Origin of the sequence: Nostoc sp. FACHB-110 (assembly GCF_014697425.1) — a bacterium.
In the GTDB taxonomy this organism is placed as follows: domain Bacteria; phylum Cyanobacteriota; class Cyanobacteriia; order Cyanobacteriales; family Nostocaceae; genus Nostoc_B.
Genome location: NZ_JACJRU010000003.1, coordinates 211,633 through 234,895, shown reverse-complemented (window position 1 = coordinate 234,895; position 23,263 = coordinate 211,633). Strand labels below are relative to the sequence as shown.

Annotated in this window: 13 protein-coding genes and 1 pseudogene; 4 read left to right on the top strand and 10 right to left on the bottom strand. The window is 39.1% G+C overall.

All coding sequences use genetic code 11. The features are described 5' to 3' along the window. Positions 1-7: 7 nt before the first annotated feature. The gene (locus tag H6G69_RS05145; RefSeq protein ID WP_190682597.1) at positions 8-1,252 is read right to left on the bottom strand and encodes an ABC transporter substrate-binding protein; all 1,245 of its coding nucleotides are present in this window, start codon (positions 1,250-1,252) and stop codon (positions 8-10) included. Between the two features lie 240 nt (positions 1,253-1,492). Further along, positions 1,493-2,695, bottom strand: a complete 1,203-nt coding sequence (locus H6G69_RS05140) for an FAD-dependent oxidoreductase (protein WP_190682594.1) — start codon at positions 2,693-2,695, stop codon at positions 1,493-1,495. Positions 2,696-2,967: 272 nt separating this feature from the next. On the opposite strand from H6G69_RS05140, the gene H6G69_RS05135 reads away from it, so the two are divergent. Together H6G69_RS05135 and H6G69_RS05130 are read left to right on the top strand one after the other, a co-directional pair. Further along, positions 2,968-3,699, top strand: a complete 732-nt coding sequence (locus tag H6G69_RS05135) for a pentapeptide repeat-containing protein (RefSeq protein WP_190682590.1) — start codon at positions 2,968-2,970, stop codon at positions 3,697-3,699. Positions 3,700-3,994: 295 nt separating this feature from the next. Next, positions 3,995-5,461 (top strand): pentapeptide repeat-containing protein, encoded by a 1,467-nt coding sequence (locus H6G69_RS05130; RefSeq protein WP_190682587.1) that lies wholly within the window; start codon positions 3,995-3,997, stop codon positions 5,459-5,461. Positions 5,462-5,529: 68 nt separating this feature from the next. On the opposite strand, the gene H6G69_RS05125 is transcribed toward H6G69_RS05130, so the two are convergent. The 8 genes and pseudogenes from H6G69_RS05125 to H6G69_RS05095 all read right to left on the bottom strand — a co-directional run bounded on the left by H6G69_RS05125 (position 5,530) and on the right by H6G69_RS05095 (position 21,341). Then, complete coding sequence (locus H6G69_RS05125; protein WP_190682584.1) at positions 5,530-7,851, bottom strand: NACHT domain-containing NTPase; 2,322 nt, start codon at positions 7,849-7,851, stop codon at positions 5,530-5,532. A gap of 350 nt (positions 7,852-8,201) precedes the next feature. Further along, a complete protein-coding gene (locus tag H6G69_RS05120; RefSeq protein ID WP_190682580.1) occupies positions 8,202-9,380 on the bottom strand; it encodes a response regulator in 1,179 nt (392 codons plus the stop codon). A gap of 186 nt (positions 9,381-9,566) precedes the next feature. Further along, positions 9,567-10,787: an EAL domain-containing response regulator gene (locus H6G69_RS05115; RefSeq protein ID WP_190682577.1), complete on the bottom strand. Its 1,221-nt coding sequence runs from the start codon at positions 10,785-10,787 to the stop codon at positions 9,567-9,569. Then, positions 10,780-14,178: a PAS domain S-box protein gene (locus H6G69_RS05110; protein WP_397326886.1), complete on the bottom strand. Its 3,399-nt coding sequence runs from the start codon at positions 14,176-14,178 to the stop codon at positions 10,780-10,782. The genes H6G69_RS05115 and H6G69_RS05110 overlap by 8 nt, the downstream gene beginning before the upstream one ends. 114 nt (positions 14,179-14,292) lie before the next feature. After that, a pseudogene (locus tag H6G69_RS34760) lies at positions 14,293-15,888 on the bottom strand (PAS domain S-box protein); the annotation flags it as partial. 261 nt (positions 15,889-16,149) lie between these two features. Next, positions 16,150-18,831 (bottom strand): family 10 glycosylhydrolase, encoded by a 2,682-nt coding sequence (locus tag H6G69_RS05105; protein ID WP_190682572.1) that lies wholly within the window; start codon positions 18,829-18,831, stop codon positions 16,150-16,152. 99 nt (positions 18,832-18,930) lie between these two features. Then, on the bottom strand, positions 18,931-20,271 hold the full coding sequence (locus tag H6G69_RS05100; RefSeq protein WP_190682569.1) for a TIGR03279 family radical SAM protein: 1,341 nt from the start codon (positions 20,269-20,271) through the stop codon (positions 18,931-18,933). A gap of 113 nt (positions 20,272-20,384) precedes the next feature. Continuing rightward, positions 20,385-21,341, bottom strand: a complete 957-nt coding sequence (locus H6G69_RS05095; RefSeq protein WP_190682566.1) for an undecaprenyl-diphosphate phosphatase — start codon at positions 21,339-21,341, stop codon at positions 20,385-20,387. Between the two features lie 400 nt (positions 21,342-21,741). Between H6G69_RS05095 and H6G69_RS05090 the strand changes: the two genes are divergently transcribed. Both H6G69_RS05090 and psbU read left to right on the top strand, forming a co-directional pair. Next, positions 21,742-22,521 (top strand): DUF3120 domain-containing protein, encoded by a 780-nt coding sequence (locus H6G69_RS05090; RefSeq protein WP_190682563.1) that lies wholly within the window; start codon positions 21,742-21,744, stop codon positions 22,519-22,521. Positions 22,522-22,784: 263 nt separating this feature from the next. Then, positions 22,785-23,213 carry a photosystem II complex extrinsic protein PsbU gene (gene psbU, locus H6G69_RS05085; protein WP_190682560.1) on the top strand — a complete coding sequence of 143 codons (429 nt, stop codon included), beginning with the start codon at positions 22,785-22,787 and terminating at the stop codon, positions 23,211-23,213. Positions 23,214-23,263: the final 50 nt, after the last annotated feature.

Here is a 23,263-nt window from a genome sequence, read left to right as displayed (position 1 = left end):
GTAGCTATTATTTTAAAAATGTGAATTTACCCTTACTACCGTCTGCTTCCATTTTAATTTGAGCTACATAAAAGTCTTTTTGGATGACTTCACCCACAGGTGTAAAGCCAATTTCACCTAAAGGGGTAGTGTATTTTCCTGTAAGTATTTGTTTGTTTAATTCTGTTCGCAATGCTGGCAATTCTAACTTATTGACTTTACTTTTTTGATCTAATGATTTGAGAGCTTCAACATATACTTGAACTGCTGTAAAAGCTTGGGCACTAAATTGGGGTGGTTCTTTTTTATATTGGTCTACATAAGCTTTCCGAAATGCGGCATTAATATCACCTGGATGTTCAGGGCTATATGCTTGAGCAATTAAAACCCCATCACAAAGAGCTTTACAAACAGGGAATATATTTGAGGTATTTAAACCATTACCACCAACAATTAAGCCTTTATAACCTAGTTCGCGTAACTGTCTGACTAAGTTACCACCATCAGCAGCTAACCCAGAAATAACTACTAAATCTGGTTTTAAATTAATGGCATTTGTAGCTTGGCTTTGAAAATCTGTGTCGCTAGTTTGAAATTTTTGAACTGTGACTAATTCTAAACCTTGGTCTTTAACTGTTTGTTGAAAAATCTCGGTTTCTGATTTGCTAAATGCGTCATTTTGTGCGTAGAAAACAGCAACTTTTTTAATGTTAGGATTTAACTTGAGTGCAGCTTTAACTGAATTAGGCGCAACTACAGAAACAGGTGCAGAAACACGCGCCACATAATCACCAATTTCCGGTATACCTTTAGCTGTGTTTGATGGGCCAAGTACTGGTACTTTAGAACGTTCGGCAATGGGGTCAGCACTAAAGGCTTGCTGAGACAAAGTAGGCCCGACTATACCCACGACTTTATCTTTATTAATTAATGTTTGAAAGGCGTTAATTGTGCCAGCTTCATCACCAGCAGTATCTTGAAATACTAATTTAATTGGTGTACCGTTAATACCACCTTGATCGTTAAAATATTTCTCAGCAATTCTCGCTCCCGCTACTTGTTCTTGACCGAGTAAAGCAACATTGCTAGTTTGAGCAACAGCAATCCCAATAGGAATTGTACCTGATGTACCTGTGGTGTTTGCGGTATTAGTTGTAGTGTTTGTAGAAGTATTATTTGTATTGCTACTAGTGTTAGAACCACCACCACAGGCGGTCAATAAGAGAGCGCAAGTAGATAATAATGCTGTTGAAAGTGCGATCGCGTTTTTCATCGATAAATAAGTATGTAGTTATAAGAGGGTTTACAAAAAAGAAGTAAATGCTATCAAATGAAACCCATGTAATATTGTTTACAGGGTGGCAAGCAATTTATTAAAGCATTTTTATTTGACCATGCAAAGGCCAACATTCAAAGTGTTTACCAATACAAATTATTGCAGATATAAAATGTGAAATTTGTCAATTAGTAGATAGACAACAGCAATGAGGATATTTGTTGCTTGATGTGAAACTTAATACTCTGGTGGTAAATTATGAAAGCGTTTCATAAAGCGGCGGTCAATCCAATCTTTCCAGTACCATAATAGGGGATGGGCTGGTAAAGTAAATGAGCCTTTAGTGGCGATCGCTCTTTTGTCACCTGTCCCGATTAAACTTAAATATTGTTGTTGTGGTTTGTATGCTTTGAGTGGTTTGCCTAATAACATTCTTTGCAAATTTTCAAATAAAGGCTTACCTTGACGCACTGCAAACACTCCCGCTTTAGGACGCGGATAATTTATCATTGTGGCAATATCACCAGCTGCAAATACCTGCGGGTGAGTTGAAGATTGTAATGTATCTTCTACTAAAATAAAGCCATTTTCATCGGTGGCTAATCCTGTACTGTTTAACCAGTCTGCTGCTGAGGCTTGTGTTACCCAAAAAACTTTTTCACACTCTACAGTTAACCCAGAGTTGCATCTAACTGCAAATAATTCTTCCCTAAGTTGATTATTTAAGGGTGCAATTTCAATTACAGACTCTCCCAAATGTAATTTAATATCTCGCTTGGTCAAAATTTGTTTTAACTGCTGCTGTACTGAAGTATGGTGATGGGGTAAAAGTTCTTGATGGCGTTGAAATAAATGAATTTCTAAATTTTGAATCGGTTGTTGATTTACTCTCAAAATCTGCTGCAAATGTGTTTGCATTGATAGTGCCAATTCGACACCGCCAGCACCACCACCTACAATGGCTAACCTAATTTTTTGTTGGGGATTTTTGGTTACACTGTGCAGTAACTCATCCCAATGTTTGAGTAGTTTAGCCACTGGTTTAGCAGCGATAGCGTATTGTGCTGCACCAGATACAGATATTGTCGCCGGAGTACTGCCAATATCCACAGATAGCACATCAAAATCTACATCAGGACGGTTAGCACAAATTACTTGATGATTTTTTAAATCTAGACCAATAACTGTATCTATATATAGTTGTGTATGAGCAAAATTAGCCAGTTGTTGCAAATTAATATGGCACTCAGTATGAGTATAAAAACCAGCAATATGTCCTGGTAACATTCCCGAATAGGGTGTATCTAACGCTGGGGTAATTAAAGTTAAACGTACGTTGGGTAGTGGTTGCTCACCAAACATTTTTAAGACTATGGCATGGCTATGTCCACCCCCAACTAATACTAAATGTTGAATTGGTGATTGTCTACTCGGTGGCATTTTTAACTAAAGCACTTATACTTATTGTTCAGCTGAATTTATAAGTTAGTAATGTCAATATTGGCAAAATTAAACTAGCGATCGCCATTAATTATTAATTTTTGTTAATAATTCATAATGAGCATCAAAGTATACATAAATTATCACCTATTTAAGCTTATATTTTTAGTTATCTTTTTTCATATTTAACTACAATTAATCATTAGATTTACTAATGACGAAACTTCAAAAATGCTTGGACAATAGCAGAGAACAATCAGACTCATCCATAAATGTTTATACATTTAATAAATGCTTCTCATACAGTTAATAAACATTTAAATCAGCATAATATATTTTTAAATCTGCTTTCAGGTATAGGTTACAGTCCCGAAAAAAAGCTAAACATAGAAATACAAAGATGCTTAAATATAGCTGTTGAATACCTACAACATCAAATCTTAGAAAACCACACTTTAGGAATTCGCTGCTTAGAAGAACTAATTCAAGAATATCCCCAGTCTCAGCAGAAAGTTCTAGAAATATTGACTGCTTTTGTTCGTCATAATGCTCCAGCCAAAACTCCAGACGAAGTTAAATGTATGTTGTCACACAAAATTCATCCTGATATTCAAGCTGCTCTCAGTATTATTAGTAAACTAGATACCGATGAATGTTTGAAAGACACACAAATTGATTTAAGTTATACAGATTTGCAAGGCGCAAATCTTAGTGCTGCTAACCTGGCTGCATCAAATCTTTACCGAGTGAATTTATCTGGTGCTAACCTTGCGGGTGCAAATCTTTCAGGTGCAATTTTGAGTGCAGCCAAGCTGGTTGGTGCTAACCTTGCGGGTGCAAATCTTTCAGGTGCAATTTTGAGTGCAGCTAATTTATCAGAAGCTAATCTTGCAAAAGCTAATCTTGTCAAAGCAAATTTATATCTAGCAAATTTGCAGCAAGCCAACCTGCAAGAAGCTAATCTCGATCAAGCTAATTTAAGAGAGGCGAAATTTTCCGGATAAGAGATGAGAAACTCTGTATAAAGAAAGCCTTGACTAATAAATGTGGGTAGAGACTTAAATTTTAAAAATACTTTTATATTATTTGTAAATAATAGTGCGGCTGAACCAGTATTTGGGTTATCGTTACATCTGTTCTCTATGCGTCAGGTTTGGTCAAAATTTCATTACAAAAACAAGTTAAATAATACAATAGCATCAACAAAAATTTGTATATTCCTATTCAAAATTTTAGGCAAAATGATATACTCATTCAAACTCTGAGTAATAATTCTATGTTGTGAGGAATATTGCGGCTATGTCTGCAAATAAGACAGACAAAATATTGCGTTGGTTGATAGGTACAACAGTGATATTTGCTATCGGGCTAAATGTAATTGTTTTTACTGCTACCAATAAAAAGGAATTGTCAATTTCCCAACAAATGCAATATCGAAGCCAAGCATTAACAACGACTGCCATTATGTTTTTAGGATTGGCAGTGATGATTAATGCTTATTATGCAGGCAAGCGTGCGGAAGCAATGCAGAAAAATGCGATCGCATCTGAAAAAAACGTAGAATTGAGCCTCCAAAATGCTCAAATCTCTCAAGACAGATTGATTGCCGAACGCTATATGGCGGCAATTACGCAACTTGGTCATAAGAGAATCGAAACCCGTATCGGGGCAATCTACATTTTAGAGCGCATTGCCCAAGACTTTCCCAAAGAACACTGGACAATTATGGAAATCTTGGCCGCTTTTGTGCGTCAAAATACGGGGATTAAATCAGCAAACCCAGTTACAGAAGAAGACTCAGTACCAGTGTATTGGGGCAAGCAAAAAAACAGAATGCTCAGTACAAAGCCAATTGAGCAAGAGCAAGAAGAAGCACCCAAAATTCGCCGCGACGTACAAGCTGCACTCACAGTCATTGGTAGACGCAATTCTTTACTAGAGTTAGAAAACCAAAAACTAGATTTACGCAACACAGATATTAGGCGAGCCGATTTACTAGGAGCGAATTTAGAAAGAGCCGACTTACGCGGTGCAGACCTTTCCGGCGCAGACTTACGCGGTTCTAACTTGTCTGGCGCTAACCTGCATGGCGCGAAATTGGCTAAGTCGATTCTTTATGAAACCAATTTACTCAAAGCCAACCTGCGAGGAGCCAACTTACAAGGTGCAAACTTAAATCGTGCCAATCTGTTTGCGGCTAACTTACGTGCAGCCAACTTACAACAAGCAAGTTTACGCGCCGCCAATTTGCAAAGCGCTAATCTTTATAAAGCCAACTTGCAACAAGCCACGTTAAAAGTTGCCAATCTTTCTGGCGCGAAGTTGTTTTTGGCTAACTTACAAGGAGCAAAGTTAGGTAAAGCTAATTTACATTTATCGGGATTAATAGGCGCAAACTTGCAAGGCGCAAATCTCAATGGAGCCAATCTTTGTGGCGCAAATTTAAATGCTGCCAAACTCCAACAAAGCGAAGTGTTCTTTGCCAACCTGACAGAAGCGAGTTTAACAGAAGCTGACTTGCATCAAGCTAACCTCATGGGAGCCAATCTTAACCGGGCGATTCTTTATCAAGCTAACTTGTCTGGGGCCAATTTGATTGGAGCAAATTTATTTGGCACAAACCTGTGCGATGTCAAATTAGAAGGCGCGATTTTAACAGGAGTAAAAAATTTGGACTCTCAACAGATTGGCATGGCAGTAGGCGATCGCACAACTCGCCTACCGGATGATATGGAAACGCCGCCCCATTGGCGACAATCGGGCTAATTTCGTTCAAAATGATCACTTGTTGATTCCAGATTATCTCTCCCATTCAGGGTAAATATTTTCAAAAATCAAACATACTTCCTATCAACATTTTCAATTAAGAACAAGGTTTTTTTCAGATTAATGCGTAAATCTGGCGAAATCTCAGCACTACTCTTCAGACAATCTAACAGCAATTTATTAGCATCCCAATACTGTTGAATATCATGTAAATCTTGCGGCGTGAACTGCCAATCATGACCAATTTGGCGAGTCTCAATCATTAAAGTTCGTAATGCTTCAGTCCAGAATTTTCCGTTGGTTTGCCACCATACTTTTAAAGTATCTCTACCTTGGCTAGGAGAAGGCAGCTGATTTTTGAGATTTTGCAGCGATGCTTGTAAATATGGTTCATTAGTTAACAAATGCTTCAAATCCAGAGCTAAACTCAAAGCTGAAAATCTTGGCAAAAATATATCACCATTTATCCCTAAACTAACCGTTAATCCATGAATCAAAGCAAGATCCAATGCCAAATCTGCTGATAGATTTCCCGCAAACTGACTATCTAACAATATGGCTAAATCTTGTTTACAAGCTAGCGAATGTTCTGAAGGTAGGGCAAGAGTAAAGTAAAAAGCACGCAAACTTGCTGGATGATAAAATGTACTAGCGGCGGCGGCTTTCTTTTCTAACCAAATCAAAAAGTCCCACAATTTAGAATTTGTGGTAGCTAAAGTGTTAATTTTTTGCTGAATAGCAACTAATAAATCATCTGCTGGGTTCAACATTCCAGCACTGATTAAAAATACTGTCTGCCAATGTTTTTCACTTATGTGATTCATGAATTCTGGCATCGGTTGAGTATTCAGACTAGTAACTACTTCCCTAGCGGTGAAATATTTTTGAAAGCTCAGATGGGAAAAAGAGTAAATGCCTCGCGCTCTTTTGACTAATAATCCATGCTGGATTTCAAAGGCTTTCAAGATGGATGTAGTTTCTAATTCTAAAGCTTCTAAGTCAACTGGCTCGTGGATAATCTGCCGCAGGTAATTTGTAATTAATTGACGTAGTTTGGCTTCAGATAGAAAATAATTACCTTGAGCAAAGCTATGCGCTGCGATATAACAAAGTAACTTAATCTTGTGTAACAAAGTTAAGTTACAAGGAAACTTATCTCGCTTCATGCCTCTAGCTTCATCCCATCGCATCAGCATCAAATCTATTGCTTGTTTATAAAATTCTGTCCGATGATCAGGAAAATCACCATTAAACAGAAATACTAAGCACAGAAAACTGAGTAATAGCGGTGTAGTTGCTAAATCTAAAATTTCCCCATTTGCTGGCAATTCTAGCTTTTGCATAAACCGAGATACTAAATCTGTTGCTGTCGCAGAATTTTTAGTATTATTATAAAACCACTTTTCGGCAAATTTTGTTATTTGTAGTTTGCTAAAATCAGCAATTTCAACTTCGGTAAAACCAGAAAACTTGTAATTTTGACTGCCTAATCTGCTAGTAATAACTAGAGAATTTTTATAATATTTTTCAGTAAACTGCCGAAGTTTATGAAATATGAGTTCGCAATCTTCCTCCGCAATTTCATCCCAACCATCTAATAAAATTAATGCCTTACCGTGAGCTAAAACAGTTGCGATTTCTTGGGCATGAATCCCCAAATTGCTAAAGTATTCTTGCAAGTATTGACAAAAGCTAGTTTTTTTTCTTCCTTGAATATCTTCAGCAAAATTTTGCAAGCGAATATATATGGGTAAATAATCAGCTAGATAAATACCTTGATTGCAACTGTTAGCTATTGCTTGTAAAAGTGTGGTTTTTCCTGAGCCTGGCTTACCAAATACCATGAGTTTGGAATATTTACTCAGTGCTTCTAATCCGGAAACTCTGGTTTGTGTTAAGTCAGTGAAACTGAAGTGGTGATTTTCCTCAATTAACAAATTAGGTAACTTGTGAATATCTAACCATTTTTGGCTATTAATTTCTTCGAGGATATCAACATCAATATAGATGTCGTTGAAATTAATTGGTCGTGGAATATCTAAAAGTTGTACAGTTCCACACTGTGCTTGTATATTTTCTTGATGAACAGACCTAAGTTTATGCACTAAAGTCTCAATATCGATAGGGATATCTAAAGACAGATTCAATAGTGTTGCTTCATCTCCGGCTACAGGTTGAATAATTTCTGCGGAGTCGAGTTCCAACACAAAGCAGATATCGTTGAAAACATGACGGTCAATAGGTTTACCTGTAAAAAACTTCCAAATAGTTTGGCGAGTCTCTAAGCCTACTTCAGCTGCTAGATATTCTTGTGTCCAACCTTTACGCTTAAAAGCTTGTTTTGCTTTTCTAATACCCTCTGCTGATGCTTGAAGCGATCGCCTTGCCATAATTCTACCACCACACTACTTCGGAAGTTGCTTGTTTGTATACAACTTATACAAGTTATACGCTAACTTCAACATAAACCCCAACATTAATTCATACATCGGTTGGACATAATAGTATTCGAGTCAGCCAAATCTACATACCCAACTAGCTGAAGGCATTGCCAAACCAGCTATTGCTTAGTTAGCAATGCCCAAGCTTTTATTTATGTTGTGTATAAAGTTTGCTCCGTAGCCGGAAATAAATTCCATAGCTATGGATAAACTGGGCATTTAAAGTCAAACTTTCAATTAGCTCGAAAAATCCGAGTTAATGCCCACTTTAGCGATACTAATTTTTTCACAACTAAATATTATACCAAATTAGAATAAGTAGTGGTGTTGGCAATCTCTGGAAGCGTCTGATTGTCAATTAGATTATTGTTCGTGCTGACTACCTGGGTGTGATGTGGAAGTATGACGGTTACAAGAGTTTGTACTTGTGGTTGGCTGTGGATGCTCATCTGGCCGCCATGTAACTCTGCTAAACGTTTGGCGATGATTAAACCTAACCCAGAACCTTGTTGTTCGTGCAGTTTGCGCTCAAATTGGCGATAAGCTCCTAACTCGGCAATTTGCTCTAAGGTCATACCGCGTCCGCGATCGCCTACTGTTAAACTAAAATGATGATTAACGATTTGGTTCTTAATTGTAATTGGTGTGCCACTAGGCGAAAACTTGCAAGCATTATCAATTAATTCTTCAATAATTTTGCTAATTTTATTTTCGCCAATCTTGATTATACAGGGATAAAATTCTATCTGTACATCTGCTTCCCTGTCATAACTTTTAGCTTTTTCCCTCACTAAATTAATCAAATTGTTTGTGGGGAAATCTGTTATCTGACTTTGGAGTTCATGAATTCGCTTGGGGTCAGTGGCAATAATTTCTAATTCTGCGTATAACAAAAACTTTTGAATTAAATGAAATAAACGTTGACTAGATATATGAATAAATTCTGCCATTTCTTTAATGGATTCTATATCCAGTAACTCGCTTTCCTCCATGAGCATTTGCGAAAAACCTAATATCCCATTTAAAGGAGTTCGCATTTCATGGGGGAGAGATAGCGTGATACTATTGCGCAAATTATCTAATTTTTCTTGAGTGCGTTGATAAATTGCTGTTTGTTTATTTAAGCGACAGGTAATTGCTGCCAATAATTCTGTCCGTGAAAAAGGCTTGACAATATAATCATCTGCACCTAATTCCATCCCTTTGCGAAAGTCTGTTTTCTCGGATTTAGCAGTTAAAAAAATAAAAGGAATAATGGCAGTTTTAGGATTTTGACGTAATGATTTAACGACTTCATAGCCATCTAATTCTGGCATCATGATGTCGCAAATTATCAAATCTGGAATTTCTGTTTGTGCTAATTGCAAGCCAATATAACCATTATCTGCTGTAATTACATTAAAATTTTCAGCATAAAGTAAATCTACCAGATTGAGACGCACACTTATATCATCTTCAATAACTAAAATTTTAGTCATATTATAATATTTAATGGCATTTTATCAAACAATACATAAATTTCTCTTAATAGTATTTTTAGCAAAATGTTGAATAGAGCCAATTTAATTTATAACAAATGTCTAAAAAATTATATATTTATGTTGGTCAAGTAAACACAAAAATTCTATATATCAAATCAGCATAATTTTAAATTTTCTATAAATTTAGATATACAAATGCCGATTACTCCATAAAAAGTTCTCAAAATCTGCTGCGGGTAATGGACGGCTAAATAAATAACCTTGCATAGCATCACAGTGATGATGACGCAGAAAATTTAATTCCTCTTCTGTTTCTACGCCTTCAGCAACTACCCGCATATTTAGGTTATGAGCCATTTCAATCAAGGCTTTTGTAATCGCCGATTTTTGGCTATCGATAGATACATTGTGAATAAAATAGCGGTCAATTTTTAAAGTATTTACAGGCAAATTTTTTAAATAAACCAATGAAGAATAACCAGTGCCAAAATCATCAATAGCAATTTTTACTCCTAAAGTCTGCAATTTATTCATAGTGGCGATCGCACTATTAATATCTTGCATTATCATACTTTCTGTCAGTTCTATTTCGAGATATTGAGGTTCTAAATTATTGATTTTGATAAACTCACTAATTTTGTACGTTAAATCAATACTCTTAAATTCAACTACTGATAAATTCACACTCATGGTTAAGTAAGAAATACCTACATCATGCCAGCTTTTTATTTGACGACAAACATTTTGTAAAACCCATTGATCAAGCTGTATAATTAACCCAGTTGATTCAGCTATGGCGATAAATTCTGTTGGTGTCACTAAACCCAACTCAGGACTTTGCCAACGCAATAAACTTTCAGCTGCAATTATTTGTCCCGAGGCAATATCAACTATCGGTTGATAATAAACTTCAAATTCTTGAAACTTTTGCTGTTGCACAGCTTTTTGTAAACTAATTTCCAGTAACTGGATTTTGGGAGATAAATGTTTATTGCTTTTTTCTGGTAGCGGTGTTGATAAATACTTTTTTAAAGTTGCTTGTCTCTCTAAGCGGTTGATAATTGCACTTAATAATTCAGCGCGGGTAAAAGGCTTTGTGAGATAATCATCAGCCCCCATATCCATACCTTGGCGGAAATCAGCTTTGGCAGATTTAGCAGTTAAAAAAATGAATGGGATGGTTGCTGTTAATGGATCTTGGCGTAATGCTGTTAGTACTCCATAGCCATCAACTTCTGGCATCATCATGTCGCATAAAATTAAATCTGGCACTTCAGAAATAGCTAAACTGAGGCCGATTTTGCCATTAGCTGCTGCCAAAATCTCAAAATCTTCTGCTTCTAGTAAATCTAAAAGATTTTCCCTGACGGATTCTTCATCTTCAATTACTAAAATTTTAACCATCTTCTTCCTCATTTAAGATTGCATTATTTAACGGTAGCCTCACAGTAAAAGTTGTACCAATTCCCAGTTTGGTATTAATATCAATTTTCCCTTTGTGGATATCTACACACTTTTTCACAATTGCTAGACCTAATCCAGTGCCTAGGATATTCCCAACATTCCTCGCTCGGTGAAAGGATTCAAATAAATGTGGTAAATCTTCTTGGGGTATACCAATTCCTTGGTCTTGAATTTCGATGATTACTTGTTCATTTTCACAAACAAGCTTGAAGTTGATAGTACTACCTTGGGGAGAATATTTAACGGCGTTTGAGAGTAAGTTACTTAAAATATGGTTGAGTAATTTCTCATCCATACAGCACAAAAGAGATTGATATTGGCTGATAAAAGCAATGGTGCAATGATTATGTTGATTTAATTCAGTTTCTTCAACTATATGCGAACAATATGCAATCAAATCAAACACCGATGGATTATATTCAAGTTTTCCAGCTTCTGCCTTGCCAATGATTAAGATATCATTCAACATCTCATTCATCCTCTGTACTGCTGCTTGAATGCGTTGCAGGTGGGTAAGTTGTTTTTCCTCCGTCCATTTATAACGATAATGTTCTAGTAATTCTGAGGAAGAAAGGATTGTACTCAACGGTGTCCGAAATTCATGGGAAGTCATGGCGACAAACCGAGATTTTAATTCGTTGAGTTCTTTTTCTTTAGCCAGAGCTATTCTGATTTCTTCCTCTAATTGCTTGCGTTCGGTAATATCTGCTAAGTAACCAACCAGTTCTACAGGGTTTCCTGCTTCATCCCGAACTAGTTTACCTTGGTCAGAGACCCAATGGTAAATACCATTTTTGTGCAGAAAACGGTATTCTAACCTGTAATGTCCTTGTTCCCAGATGTTTGCGAGTTCTGCAAATACCTGCGGTGCATCCTCTGGGTGGATATGGCTAAACCAAAAGTTACTATCTTTGGTAAAGTCTTCTGGTTGATGGCCGATGACGCTGCTGACATTATCACTCACAAAGGTAGTGCCGAATCTTTCATCAACTTTGCTGGTATAAATGACCGCAGGGCTAGAAGATAATAAATATTGCAGTCGTTGTTGACTAACTAATAGTGCTATTTCTGTTTGTTTACGTTCGGTGATATCTGTTTGGATACCGATGTAATGGGTAAGTGTGCCATCGGCATCGTATACAGGAGAAATATTTAGTTCATTCCACCATAAGCTGCCATCTTTGCGATAGTTGCGGAGAGTCAAGGTATGGTCTTTGCCTGCTTGGATAGCAGCATTTAGGTCTTGGAAACTAGATTGGTCAATGTCTGCGCTTTGAAATAAGCGAAAGTTCTGGCCGATAACTTCATCAGCACAGTAGCCTGTCATCCGCTCAAAAGCCGGATTCACATAAATAATTGGCCCGTTGGGAATGCTGGCATCGGCGATAATAATCCCATTACTACAAGCGGCGATAGCTCGATCTCGCAGTCGTAAGCCTTCTTCCGCTTGTTTACGCAAAGTTAAGTCAGTATGAATACCCACTAGCGCAGTAATTTTACCAGTAGCATCTTTGACAGAATTAGCCCGTAAATAAATTTGTAATAATCGACCATCGCGGGACTGCATTGTCACTTCACCACGCCATGACTCACCACTTTGCAGTTGATTGAATACTTGCTGTAACTCTGCTGGATGCTTGAAGATGCTAGTGGCTCCGCCTGCCGCCTGAAATTCTGCTAAAGTGTAACCATAGAGATTCGTAAATCCCGAATTGACATAATTTACTTTCCCTGTGATGTCGGTCATACAAATAGCATCACTGGTACTGTCTATGGCTTGATGAAAGCGAATTAATGATTCTTCGATTAATTTATAGTCAGTAATATCTGTAGAAATTCCACACACAGCATAGGACACCCCGCGAGTATCTTTTAACGGAAATTTAACTGAAAAATAAGTGTGGATACCATCATCTAGCGGGACAATTTCTTCAGCTTTGACAGGGGTATCATTCGTGAGTACTTGGTGGTTATTAATTGCAAAACCATCGGCAATTTCTTGAGACCAAATCTCATAGATACTCTTACCCACCATTTGCTCTTGGGTCATGTTGAAGATTTGGGTAACATGACGATTCACTAACAAAAATTTATTGTTAGTATCAAATACATAAATTGCTGCTGGGGAGTTATCTAAAATTGCCTGTAACTGCTGTTGAGTTTCTTGTAATGCGGTTTCTGCTTGTTTGCGGGCGGTAATGTCCCGATTTGTGCCACGATAACCAATAAATTTGCCATCTAAATCAAAAACAGGGACACCACTAGTTTCTAAAATTACTTGATGGCCATCTCGATGAATTTGAATATTTTCCAAGCATTGAAATGGCTGTGGCGTTGCTAAAATCGCAGCAAAACCGGGAGCGTATGTTTGCTGTAATTCTAGTGGCATAAAATCTAGAGGCATTTTGCCTAAAACTTCTTCTGGTTCATAGCCTAAAATATCGTAGATTTTAGGACTAACGTAAGTATAGGTACAATTTTGATCGACTTCCCAAATTAAATCGTAGCTGGATTCGACTAAGTTGCGAAAGCGTTGTTCGCTATGCTTCAGCGCCAGTTCAGCACTCACGCGATCGTCAATGTCCGTATTAGTGCCAAACCAGGTATAAATTTGACTTTCTTGCTCGTACCAAGGAATGGCGCGGACTAAATGCCAGCGATAGGTTTTATCTGCGCCTCTCAGCCAGCGTATTTCTTTTTCAAAGGGTTGACCCGTAGCTAAAGATACTTTCCAGGCGGCTAAACACTGGGGTAAATCTTCTGGATGCGCCCATTGCTGCCATGCTTCACCTAGGACTTGCTCAGGAAGACAATTAAAATAGTCTAAAGTCCGTTGGTTAATATATTCGACTTTGCCATGAGCATTGGCAATCCAAACTTGTTGCGGGATGGACTCTGCCAAGCAGCGAAAGCGTTCTTCACTTTTTTTTAAAGCTGCCTGTGCTTGTTGGCGTTCTGTAATATCTTCAACTGTACCTAGTAATCCGACTACATTACCTGCGCTATCGTGCAGGGGAATTTTATTAACTTCTATCCAACTTTTTCTGCCATTAACTAGTTGTAAAGGTGCAATTAGGTGATACTCAGCTTGATTTGTCTGGATGACTCTCAAATCACATTCTCGATGAAAATCGGCTTCTGGGTTGTTGGCTAGAACTTCATGAGTTGTCTTACCAATGAGATATTCTGGCTGTTCTACATCAAGTAATTTGGCAAAGTTACGATTACAACCCAAAACCACAGAATTCAAATCTTTCCACAAAATGCCTTGGGGAATAGCATCCATCACTAATTGCAGCATTTTTTGAGATTGTCGGAGTTGCCCTTCGATAATTTGGCGTTCAGCAATCTCAGATAGTAGTTGCTGATTGGTTTGTTCTAAGGCGATGGTACGTTCTGAAACTCGTCGTTCAAGTTCGAGATTAGCTTTTTTGAGTGCGGCTTGAGTTTGTTTGAGTTCGGTGATATCTCGCCCTTCGGCAATTAACAAGATAGTTTGTCCTGTCTCATCTTTTAAGGGTTTTAAGGAGAAGTCTACAGTGCGTACTGTTTGGTTAGCACCCAAAATATCCACTTGATAGCGGATAAATTCACCCCTAGCGGCGATCGCAATAGCCTGTTTTAATTGATTTTGGGTTGTTTGGTTCTGACTCCACCACAAAGTTTCCCAAAACGGACGTTTAACTACCTCTTGTAACTTTAGCCCACCAAAATCAAGCAGAGTTTGATTCGCTTCTAGTAAAATTCCGTTTAATGTTAATAATCCTGAAAACTGAAATGTTCCGTTGAAAATCGCCCGAAATCGTCTTTCACTTTCGTGCATTGCGGCTTTGGTTTGGATGCGTTCAGTTATATCTACGTCTATACCCACGAATCGATGAACTGGCCCAGGTTGATGCATCACCGGAAAGACCTTGGTAGAAATCCAGCGAATTTCCCCATCAGGACGAATTATTTGATATTTTTCTATCAGGCATTGACCTGTTAACAAACTATCAAATGCCGCAATAATGCGATCGCGGTCTTGGGGATGAATGGTAGCAAAATGAGATTGGGGATTTTTTAACAAGCTTTCTCGACTTCTACCCCAAATTTTTTCGTAAGCTGGACTGAGATAACTAATTTGCTGCTCTTGAGCATCCCAGACATAAAATACTTGGGGAATATTTTCTGTAAATAGTTGTAAGAGTTCTTCACTTAAGCGCAGCTTTGCTTCTGTTTGTTTTCTGTCAGTAATATCGCGGTGTATAGCTACAAAATGAGTAATACGTGCTTGAGCATCTTTAATTGGTACTAGGTTCATATCTACCCAGTATGTTGAGCCATCTTTGCGATAACTCAGTAATTCTGTTCTCATCGACACCCCAGCTTGTACAGCAGCAAACAGTCTCTGCATTTCAGTACGGCAAGTCTTTTCTCCGTGGGAAAAGCCTGGTGCTTTGCCAATTACTTCTTCTAGGGTGTAGCCAGTCATTTTCGTATATGCCGCATTAGCATAAACTATGCGCGGTTGGATCTTACCCTCAGCAATATGAGCTTCTGTAATTAATAAAGAATCGTTGATATTGACGACAGCTGACTCTAGCAAACTTAACTGTTCTAGCTGAGTTGAATTGGACAATGATGTTTGTTCAACAGACTGTTCTAGTGCTGACAAAATGCTTTCAGTGCTAACTGTGCCTATTAATCTATTTTCATCATCCACAACTGGCAACATACTCAACTGCTGCTGACGCAACAGTGAAAATATCGTGATTAAATTATGAAATTCTGATAGCTTAAGTGTGACTACAGAAGCTTGCATCACTTCTGCAATCTGGGTAGTTTTGCAGTCAATACCTGAAGCTATTAGCTTGACTATATCTTTTGCTGTTAGCCATCCCACTACCTGCGAAACCGATAAGACCACCACTCCAGCCCCCTTGTTGGCCATCAGTGAGATCGCTTCTGACACTAAAGTTTCCGGCTGAACTGTTAGTGGCGCAAAGTCAATTACTGACTCTAAGCTTTTTAGCCAGAGAATTTGTTTGAGGGTACGCATAGATAATCACGATAGCTATCATAAATCAATAGTTATCTCAACTTAAGTTTATTCCAGTATTTTTTCGTATTTGGAACTCAAAGGAATATTATTATCCTAGTGAAAAATACTGTTAATCTACTGTAAATTTTGCATGAAGCAAAGCAAATATTAAGTTATATGAACACAGTAACTAGTTCGGAGGTAAATAAATAAAAAATAACAGAAAATTGACAGATTTATTTTTCTCTGGTCAATCTTATTATTTAGTTTATGTCGTGATTAGCGTAGCCGCGATCGCCTCTCACCATAACGTAACAGTCTTTCGATAGTGGCTAGCCGATTTTCCCAAACTTTCACCTGATAAGGGTTGTTGAGCGTAACTTCGCGCATCCAAATGCGAAATTTTGACTGAAAACGCGTTAAGGTGGCTTTAGCTGTCAGCAACTTAGTCGCAGAAGGCGCAGCAGCTAACTGACCCAAAGCTTTGTCCACTACTTCTATCTGGTTATTAAACTCAGAAATGGTTGTCCCAGGTATGGGCAATTGCTCATTTTGGATGAGAAACTGCCATTCTCGTTTTAAAGCAGCATAACGAGCAATAGCAGTTTGAAAAGGTTGGCGATGGGGAATCGGTTCACTGGCTACAGGTTGTACCTTGCCTTGGGTACTACTAAAAATCTTCAACAAGTCGCTGTTAAAATTCTCGGCGGCAAAAAGCGCATACCCACTAGCAGGCAAATCGCGGATTAATTGTAATTGGTCAAAGGCAGCGAGATTTGGCAAAGACAGCAACCGAATTCCCGGCACTAGCAAAGTCGAACCTAATTGGGTAGAAGCTATCCAAGGTTGCGCTAGACGCTGAAAACGCGCTGTATCTTGGGCATAAGTCATCGGCACGATTAAATCTATATCTCCCCGTCTCGCCCACACTTCCCAGTGCTGTTGTAGCTTTTGGATGCGTTCTTGTTCTGGTAAGGGAAATACAGCCACCGATAAAATGAGATGTTCACCCTTTTGTCGCAGCATCTGGGAGACATCAGCCACAAAGCTATCAACTTGCTGAGTCCGAAAATCTGTCCACTTTTGCCATAAATCGGTTTGCGTCGGCGAAATAGTTAGCGGATCGACCCCGGTTAATTGCTGAAATTGCGCTCTGGCGGCTTTACCATAACCATAAGTCCTACCCGCACTAGGGTCTTGGAAAGGATAGCGAATATAGTCTAGCTGTAAACCATCTACTTGATAATCAGTGACAATTTCCGCAAATAGTTTTAAGAGATATTGCCGTAACTGTGGGTTAGCTTGGTCGAAAAAGGGCTTGGTTTGTCCAGGGGGAATGGTGTTGCCTTTGTTGTCGTAGTTGGCCCAATCTGGATGTGCGGCTAAGACTGGCCCTGGATAATTGGGATTAACATTAATAATCTGATTATGGCGTTGATTGCCAGCCGCAAAAGTCCATACCCAGGCGTGTAACTCCATACCGCGTTCGTGGGCTAATTTCACGCCAGATGCTAGGGGGTTCCAGCCACGAATCAGGGAATTTTGCTGTGGTGCTACTTTGCTGGGATAAATCGGATAACTGGCGTTGATAGTTTCAAAAAAAACTGTGTTAATTCCTGACTGTGCCAAACGGTCAAAAACTTCGGCTAATCCTTTTTCGCTTCCCGCCCGCACAATTGTGCCTCGGTCTAGCCAAACTGCCCGAATTTCTGCTGGGGCTAACCGACGATTAATCGGAAAATGTTTCCATAAACTAGCCCTTGTGGCTAACCATTGCTGACGGGCTAAAGCATAGTTTTTCTTGGCAATTAGCTGGGGAATATTTTTGGCAACTAACCGCGCTTGTGCTATTGCTTGCTGTTTATTTGGCGTAGTAAATCCTGGTCTAGTTGAGGCGACGCGCGTTTCTTCTTCTTTTAAAGACTGCGGTTTGCTAATAATAGCTTCGGCAACATTCGCAGGATGAACTGAAGCCGCTAAATCAGCACTTTCTATCCGACTAATTAAATTTTCTAACTCTTGTTGCAGAGCGATCGCTTCTCGTTCATCAATTGGTGTATTGGAATTTGGTTGCACATTCCAATGGACGGTTTGTTCTAGTTGGTCAATGGGTTCTACTTGGGGAGTGGGGAGTTGTGAGTTTACAGTGTTTTCTCTGCTCCCAGTCCCCTTATCAGGCGCACTCGCTATTGTGGTAGAACAATTGGCAGTAGCTCCGGGAATTTTATTTCTATTTTGAGATGATGTTGTTAAATGACGATTGATAGCTGCTTTTAACCAAGCATTATCTAACTCGAATGTAGAGGCGATATCTGTACCCCAGCGCCAACCCATTAAAGTAGACCTTTCGGTTGTGACTACAGCCGCAGGATTATCTTGTGCATTCCACACCGCCGCCGCTTGGCTAATGGCACTGTCAGCAACCAACACACCACCACGAATTTTGCCAAACATTTGCGCTTGATTTGCCCATGCTGGTGATTTAGTGTTGGCTGGTTTGATTTGTTGAGTTCCAGCTAGGCCAAATCCCCAATAACTGCCGAGGAGCGATCGCAATAACTGTCTGACTCCCGGTGCTGATAAACTGCCGACAGGGCCACTGGCGATGATATTGCCGCCTTTGCTTGACCATTCTTCAAGGGAAATGACTTGTGTTGGTGTTAATGTCTCGACGTTAGGTAAAAATAATACTTTGCGATCGCCCCAATCTGCGGCAGTTTTAATTTCTGCTAAGGAAATCACACAGTATTTTAACCCAAGGCTTTGCAAGCGTTTCGTAATTCCTGTCCACTGCTGGGTGTTTTCTTTACTTTGAACGACACTGAATACAGGTTCATCATTTGCTGCCCTGACCTGAGCAATATTTAGAGTGCTGAAACAATTAATAATTAACAGGTTAAAACTAATGATGAAGAATCTGTGTTTTTTTGTTTTTTTTGTTGCACATTCTTGATTCTTCACCACTTAAGCCTCACTTAATTTAATCGGAAATTTCCTTTACTAGTTATTATTCAGCATAACAACTAAAAACCTCCGAGAATCAACTGAATATTTTATATTTTAATTTTTGAATTTCTCCGCACTACAGGTGTTGATTAATTCTTGAACTCCTGCTATGGGAAATATTTTTGTATTGAGTTTCCTAGCTAATTCTTCAACGCTAACATCATCTAAAAATACTAATTCGCCATGTTTAAGCATCACATTGGGCAACAAAATGCCATCGCCTAAATCTTTTTCTTTTAAGTTTAAAAGTAAATCATGTCCTGTAAGTAGGCCAGTAACACTAATAGTTTGCCCCCAGTAATCACTAGCTAAGGCACACATATTTACTTCTAAACCATCAACAGAATTTAAGCACTGCAAAATAGGTTGAAATGCTTTTTCCACCGCGTTACCGACTACCCAAGTCAGTTTTCTTTGAGGATAAACTTTTGCTGGCAGTAATTCAGCTGCGGCAGATGCAAATTGCTTGAGAAATAGCTGAATTGAACCAACACCGTTATCAATTTGCGGATAGTCTTCGTATTCTGATTCTTTTGGTAGTTCTTCCCCCGCAATTAAATACCACTCATCGGCTAACCAAACAACATTAGTGCCGAATTTTTGGCGAAATTGCTGGGCAAGCGATCGCACCTGTAAAATTACTTCTTGGGCTTTTTCTCTGGTAACAGGGATTAATTCGTCTTCTTGGGGACGGAACCGCGTCAAACCTACTGGTACAACTGCCACTGATGCCACAGCAGGCAGATCACCAGTATAAAATGACGCTAAATCTTTGAGGGTTTGTTCCAGATGTTGCCCATCATTGATACCAGGGCAAACTACCACTTGAGCGTGAATTTGCAGCCGTCTTTTTTGGAACCAGCGCAGCTGTTCCATAATTTGTCCCGCCCGTTGGTTTTTGAGCAGGCGAATTCTCACATCGGCTTCGGTAGCGTGAACCGACACAAACAAGGGAGACAAGCGCATTTGTTCAATTCGCTGCCACTCCCGTTCGGGTAAGTTGGTTAAAGTCAAGTAAGAGCCATACAAAAAGCTCAAACGATAATCATCGTCTTTTAAATATAAGCTGGAGCGTTTACCTGGAGGCTGTTGATCGATAAAACAAAAGGGACATTTATTATTGCACTGAATTAAAGCATCAAATAAAGCTGTTTCAAATTCCAGCCCTAAATCATCGTCATAATCTTTTTCAATTTCGACGTGATGGGTTTTACCAGCAGTATCTAAAACTTCTAGTTCTAAAAATTCATCAGCACAGAGAAATTGATAATCAATTAAATCCCGGGGACGTGTACCATTGATAGCAACGATCGCATCCCCAACCTCAAAGCCAATCTCAGCAGCGATGGAGTCTGGTATTACTTTGGTAATTTTGGCAGGACGAAGGTTAGTCATCGGAAGTATGAAGTGTGAAGTTTGTAGACGCTTCTAGCGGCTTGCCGCAGGCTAGTGTGAAGTATTATTTTTTCATCCTTCACTCTTCATAATTTATCCTTCATCCTGGCTCATCAACTATTTTTCAATACTCCGGCACTAATAGCACTTAAAATTGCCACACCAAAGGCTAGGCGATACCAAATAAATACCCAGGTGCTTTGGGTTTTGAGGAAGCGGAGTAAGCCAACGATAGATATATAGGAAAAAATTGTGGCGGAAATTACGCCAGCGAATAAGGGAATTATCCCAGTACTGCTAATATCTCCCAACACATCTTTTAATTCGACTAGCCCAGCGAGGGTAATGGCTGGGATACCGAGTAAAAATGAAAATCTGGCGGCTGTTTCCCGTTGTAAAGTCATAAATAAGCCAGCCGTCAGAGTAGAACCAGAACGGGAGACACCAGGAATTAAAGCTAAAGATTGAGCTAAACCCATTAATAGCCCATCATTCATGGTTAGGTGTTCAAAGTCTCGTTGGCGTTTGCCGAGTTTTTCTGCTATTCCCAACAATAAGGACATAACGATTGAGGCGATCGCGATCGCACCGATGCTTCTAATCGGTGAATTATCATAATCTGGGATAAATCTTTTGATTAATAGTCCAAAAAAGATAATGGGCAAGGTTCCTAAGGCAATTCCCAAAGATAGGCGTAAGTCATAATTAGCATAATCTTTTTGGGCGATCGCTCTGGTTGCGCCTGTGAGAATTCGAGTCAAATCTCCCCAAAAGTACCACAGTACAGCAGCAATACTCCCTAATTGAATTACGGCTGTAAATGCCACACCAGGATCGCCCCAACCCAAAACTACTGGAACCACTTTTAAATGCGCTGTACTGCTTATCGGCAGAAATTCCGTCATTCCCTGCACAAAGCCTAAAACAATTGCCTGGAAAATATTCATTTGTTGTATCCCATTCTCCCCTGCATTGGGTGGTGAGGCACTGAGGGCGGGAAATGCCGCACTAGAAATTAATGCGGATGCTGCAAATAAGCACACAAACCATTGACGTTTTAATAAAGCCATTATCCTACCTGCGATCGCTGTGATTACAACCAATTACACAAACATCTTGATCAGAAACCTGCCAGGAAGATTACCCAATCAAGTACTAGATTGCGGCAATCAGTTTGTCTGTGAAGATGAGGTATCAGGTTGTCAAGCTTTTCAAGACGAAGGGTTTGTTTCCCTACACCCCTAAACCCCCACACCCGAAGATTTCCTCTCTACACCCACCCTTGTAGTTTCTGGACAGATTTACTGGAAAAGAATCCAGAATCCAGGATACAGAATCTGAATTATTTTTGCTTTTATTTCCGCGATATCCAACTTACGTAAAATCTCGGTAGAATAAATATGCCCCCAGGGTGGATTTATGGGTATGCTATCTTAAATAAAATAAAGTTTAGTTACAATTATTAAAACTTTGATTAATACTACATTGTCATCTTACAAAGCTTCTACCACTTCCATAGCCGAAGAAATAACTGTCAAAGATGCTGGACGGTTAGGTATTTCAGAATTAGAATCAACCCTTGCCGCCTCGCCATCTTTACCTTTATTAATATTATCTAGACAAACTTGGTTAGTATTTGCGGCAGCAGTATTTTTAGTCTCAGTCCCAGTATTTATTGAAGCACCACTGGTGCGATCGCTTCCCAGCCTTAGTTTAGCGATGACTGGATTTTGGGTATGGCTAAGTTTTCGCTTGATGTCACGTCCGGCAACATACCTATGGGGGGATTTGCTCTTAGGCTTTAGCTGGAGTTGGTTAGCTGGAGGAATTTACTGGGGTTGGTTGCGTTGGGAACCTTTATGGCATTTACCAGTTGAGTCTATTGGCTTGCCATTTGCTTGTTGGTGTTTAATGAGAAACTGGTGCAAAGTTGGTAACTGGTTTTATTTAGGTTCTTTATTCGGCACTGTTTTAACAGATGTGTATTTCTATATAGTTGACTTAATGCCTTACTGGCGACAAATCATGCAAGTAGAGCCAGAAAACGTGTCGCCAATTTTACAAGCTGCGGTAATGCAAGTCCAAACCCCTTGGGGGGAAGCTTGGGCAGTATCTCTTGCACTCGTGCTATTAATAGCAGGGATTTTACCTTTACGTAACCAGCATCGGCACTGGTATGCGTTTGGCGGTGCAGTTTTAAGTACAATTTTGGTAGATAGCTTATTTTTATTAGCTGCTAGACTGGCTTAAACCTTGTCATCTGTCAGCTGTTGACTGCCCCAAGATGAAGCAAAAAATCTAAAATTCCTAGTCAAACCCAGTAGCCGTAAATATTGTGGATATTAATAAGCTGTATATTAGTTTCTGATGACTGCTGTGTGTTGATGGATCTACTAGATTTGAGTCAAGGGTTAATCAATCTAAAGTCATAACTGTGACTCAAAGATTATAAACTGTTGACATCTGTCTGCTTAGAGCCATTATTCAGTTTGATGGAAAGAGGTAGAAAAATCGTGAAAAGATTGGTGCGTTTATTAACAGTATTTAGTTTGTTGGTTGGTTGCTGGGGATGGTTAGGTACAAGTGGAATAGCCCAAGCTGCTGGAATTAACAGTCTTGCTTTACCGCAAGTTCCTGTTTTAGCAGTGGAATTCCGCAATCGTGCAGATGATAAACTAGCAACGGAATTTGGTAAAAAAATTGATTTAAATAATACCAACGTCCGCGCTTTTCAAAGCTACCCAGGTTTGTATCCTACCCTGGCGAAGAAAATCATCAAAAATGCTCCTTACCAAAAGGTAGAAGATATTTTGAATCTACCAGGGTTGAGCGATCGCCAAAAACAACTCCTACAAGCTAATTTTGATAACTTCACTGTTACCGAGCAAGAAGCAGTCTTCAACGAAGGAGACGATCGCTTTAACAACGGTATCTATAGATAAGCTCATTTATCGCTAATCTAAGAAACAGTAATCCACTCCCGCATCTGGGA

Excerpts from the sequence above, each read along its gene's own strand:
- H6G69_RS05145 (WP_190682597.1), bottom strand. The coding sequence starts at position 1,252 with ATGAAAAACGCGATCGCACTTTCAACAGCATTATTATCTACTTGCGCT.
- H6G69_RS05140 (WP_190682594.1), bottom strand. The coding sequence starts at position 2,695 with ATGCCACCGAGTAGACAATCACCAATTCAACATTTAGTATTAGTTGGG.
- H6G69_RS05135 (WP_190682590.1), top strand. The coding sequence starts at position 2,968 with ATGTTTATACATTTAATAAATGCTTCTCATACAGTTAATAAACATTTA.
- H6G69_RS05130 (WP_190682587.1), top strand. The coding sequence starts at position 3,995 with ATGTCTGCAAATAAGACAGACAAAATATTGCGTTGGTTGATAGGTACA.
- H6G69_RS05125 (WP_190682584.1), bottom strand. The coding sequence starts at position 7,851 with ATGGCAAGGCGATCGCTTCAAGCATCAGCAGAGGGTATTAGAAAAGCA.
- H6G69_RS05120 (WP_190682580.1), bottom strand. The coding sequence starts at position 9,380 with ATGACTAAAATTTTAGTTATTGAAGATGATATAAGTGTGCGTCTCAAT.
- H6G69_RS05115 (WP_190682577.1), bottom strand. The coding sequence starts at position 10,787 with ATGGTTAAAATTTTAGTAATTGAAGATGAAGAATCCGTCAGGGAAAAT.
- H6G69_RS05100 (WP_190682569.1), bottom strand. The coding sequence starts at position 20,271 with ATGACTAACCTTCGTCCTGCCAAAATTACCAAAGTAATACCAGACTCC.
- H6G69_RS05095 (WP_190682566.1), bottom strand. The coding sequence starts at position 21,341 with ATGGCTTTATTAAAACGTCAATGGTTTGTGTGCTTATTTGCAGCATCC.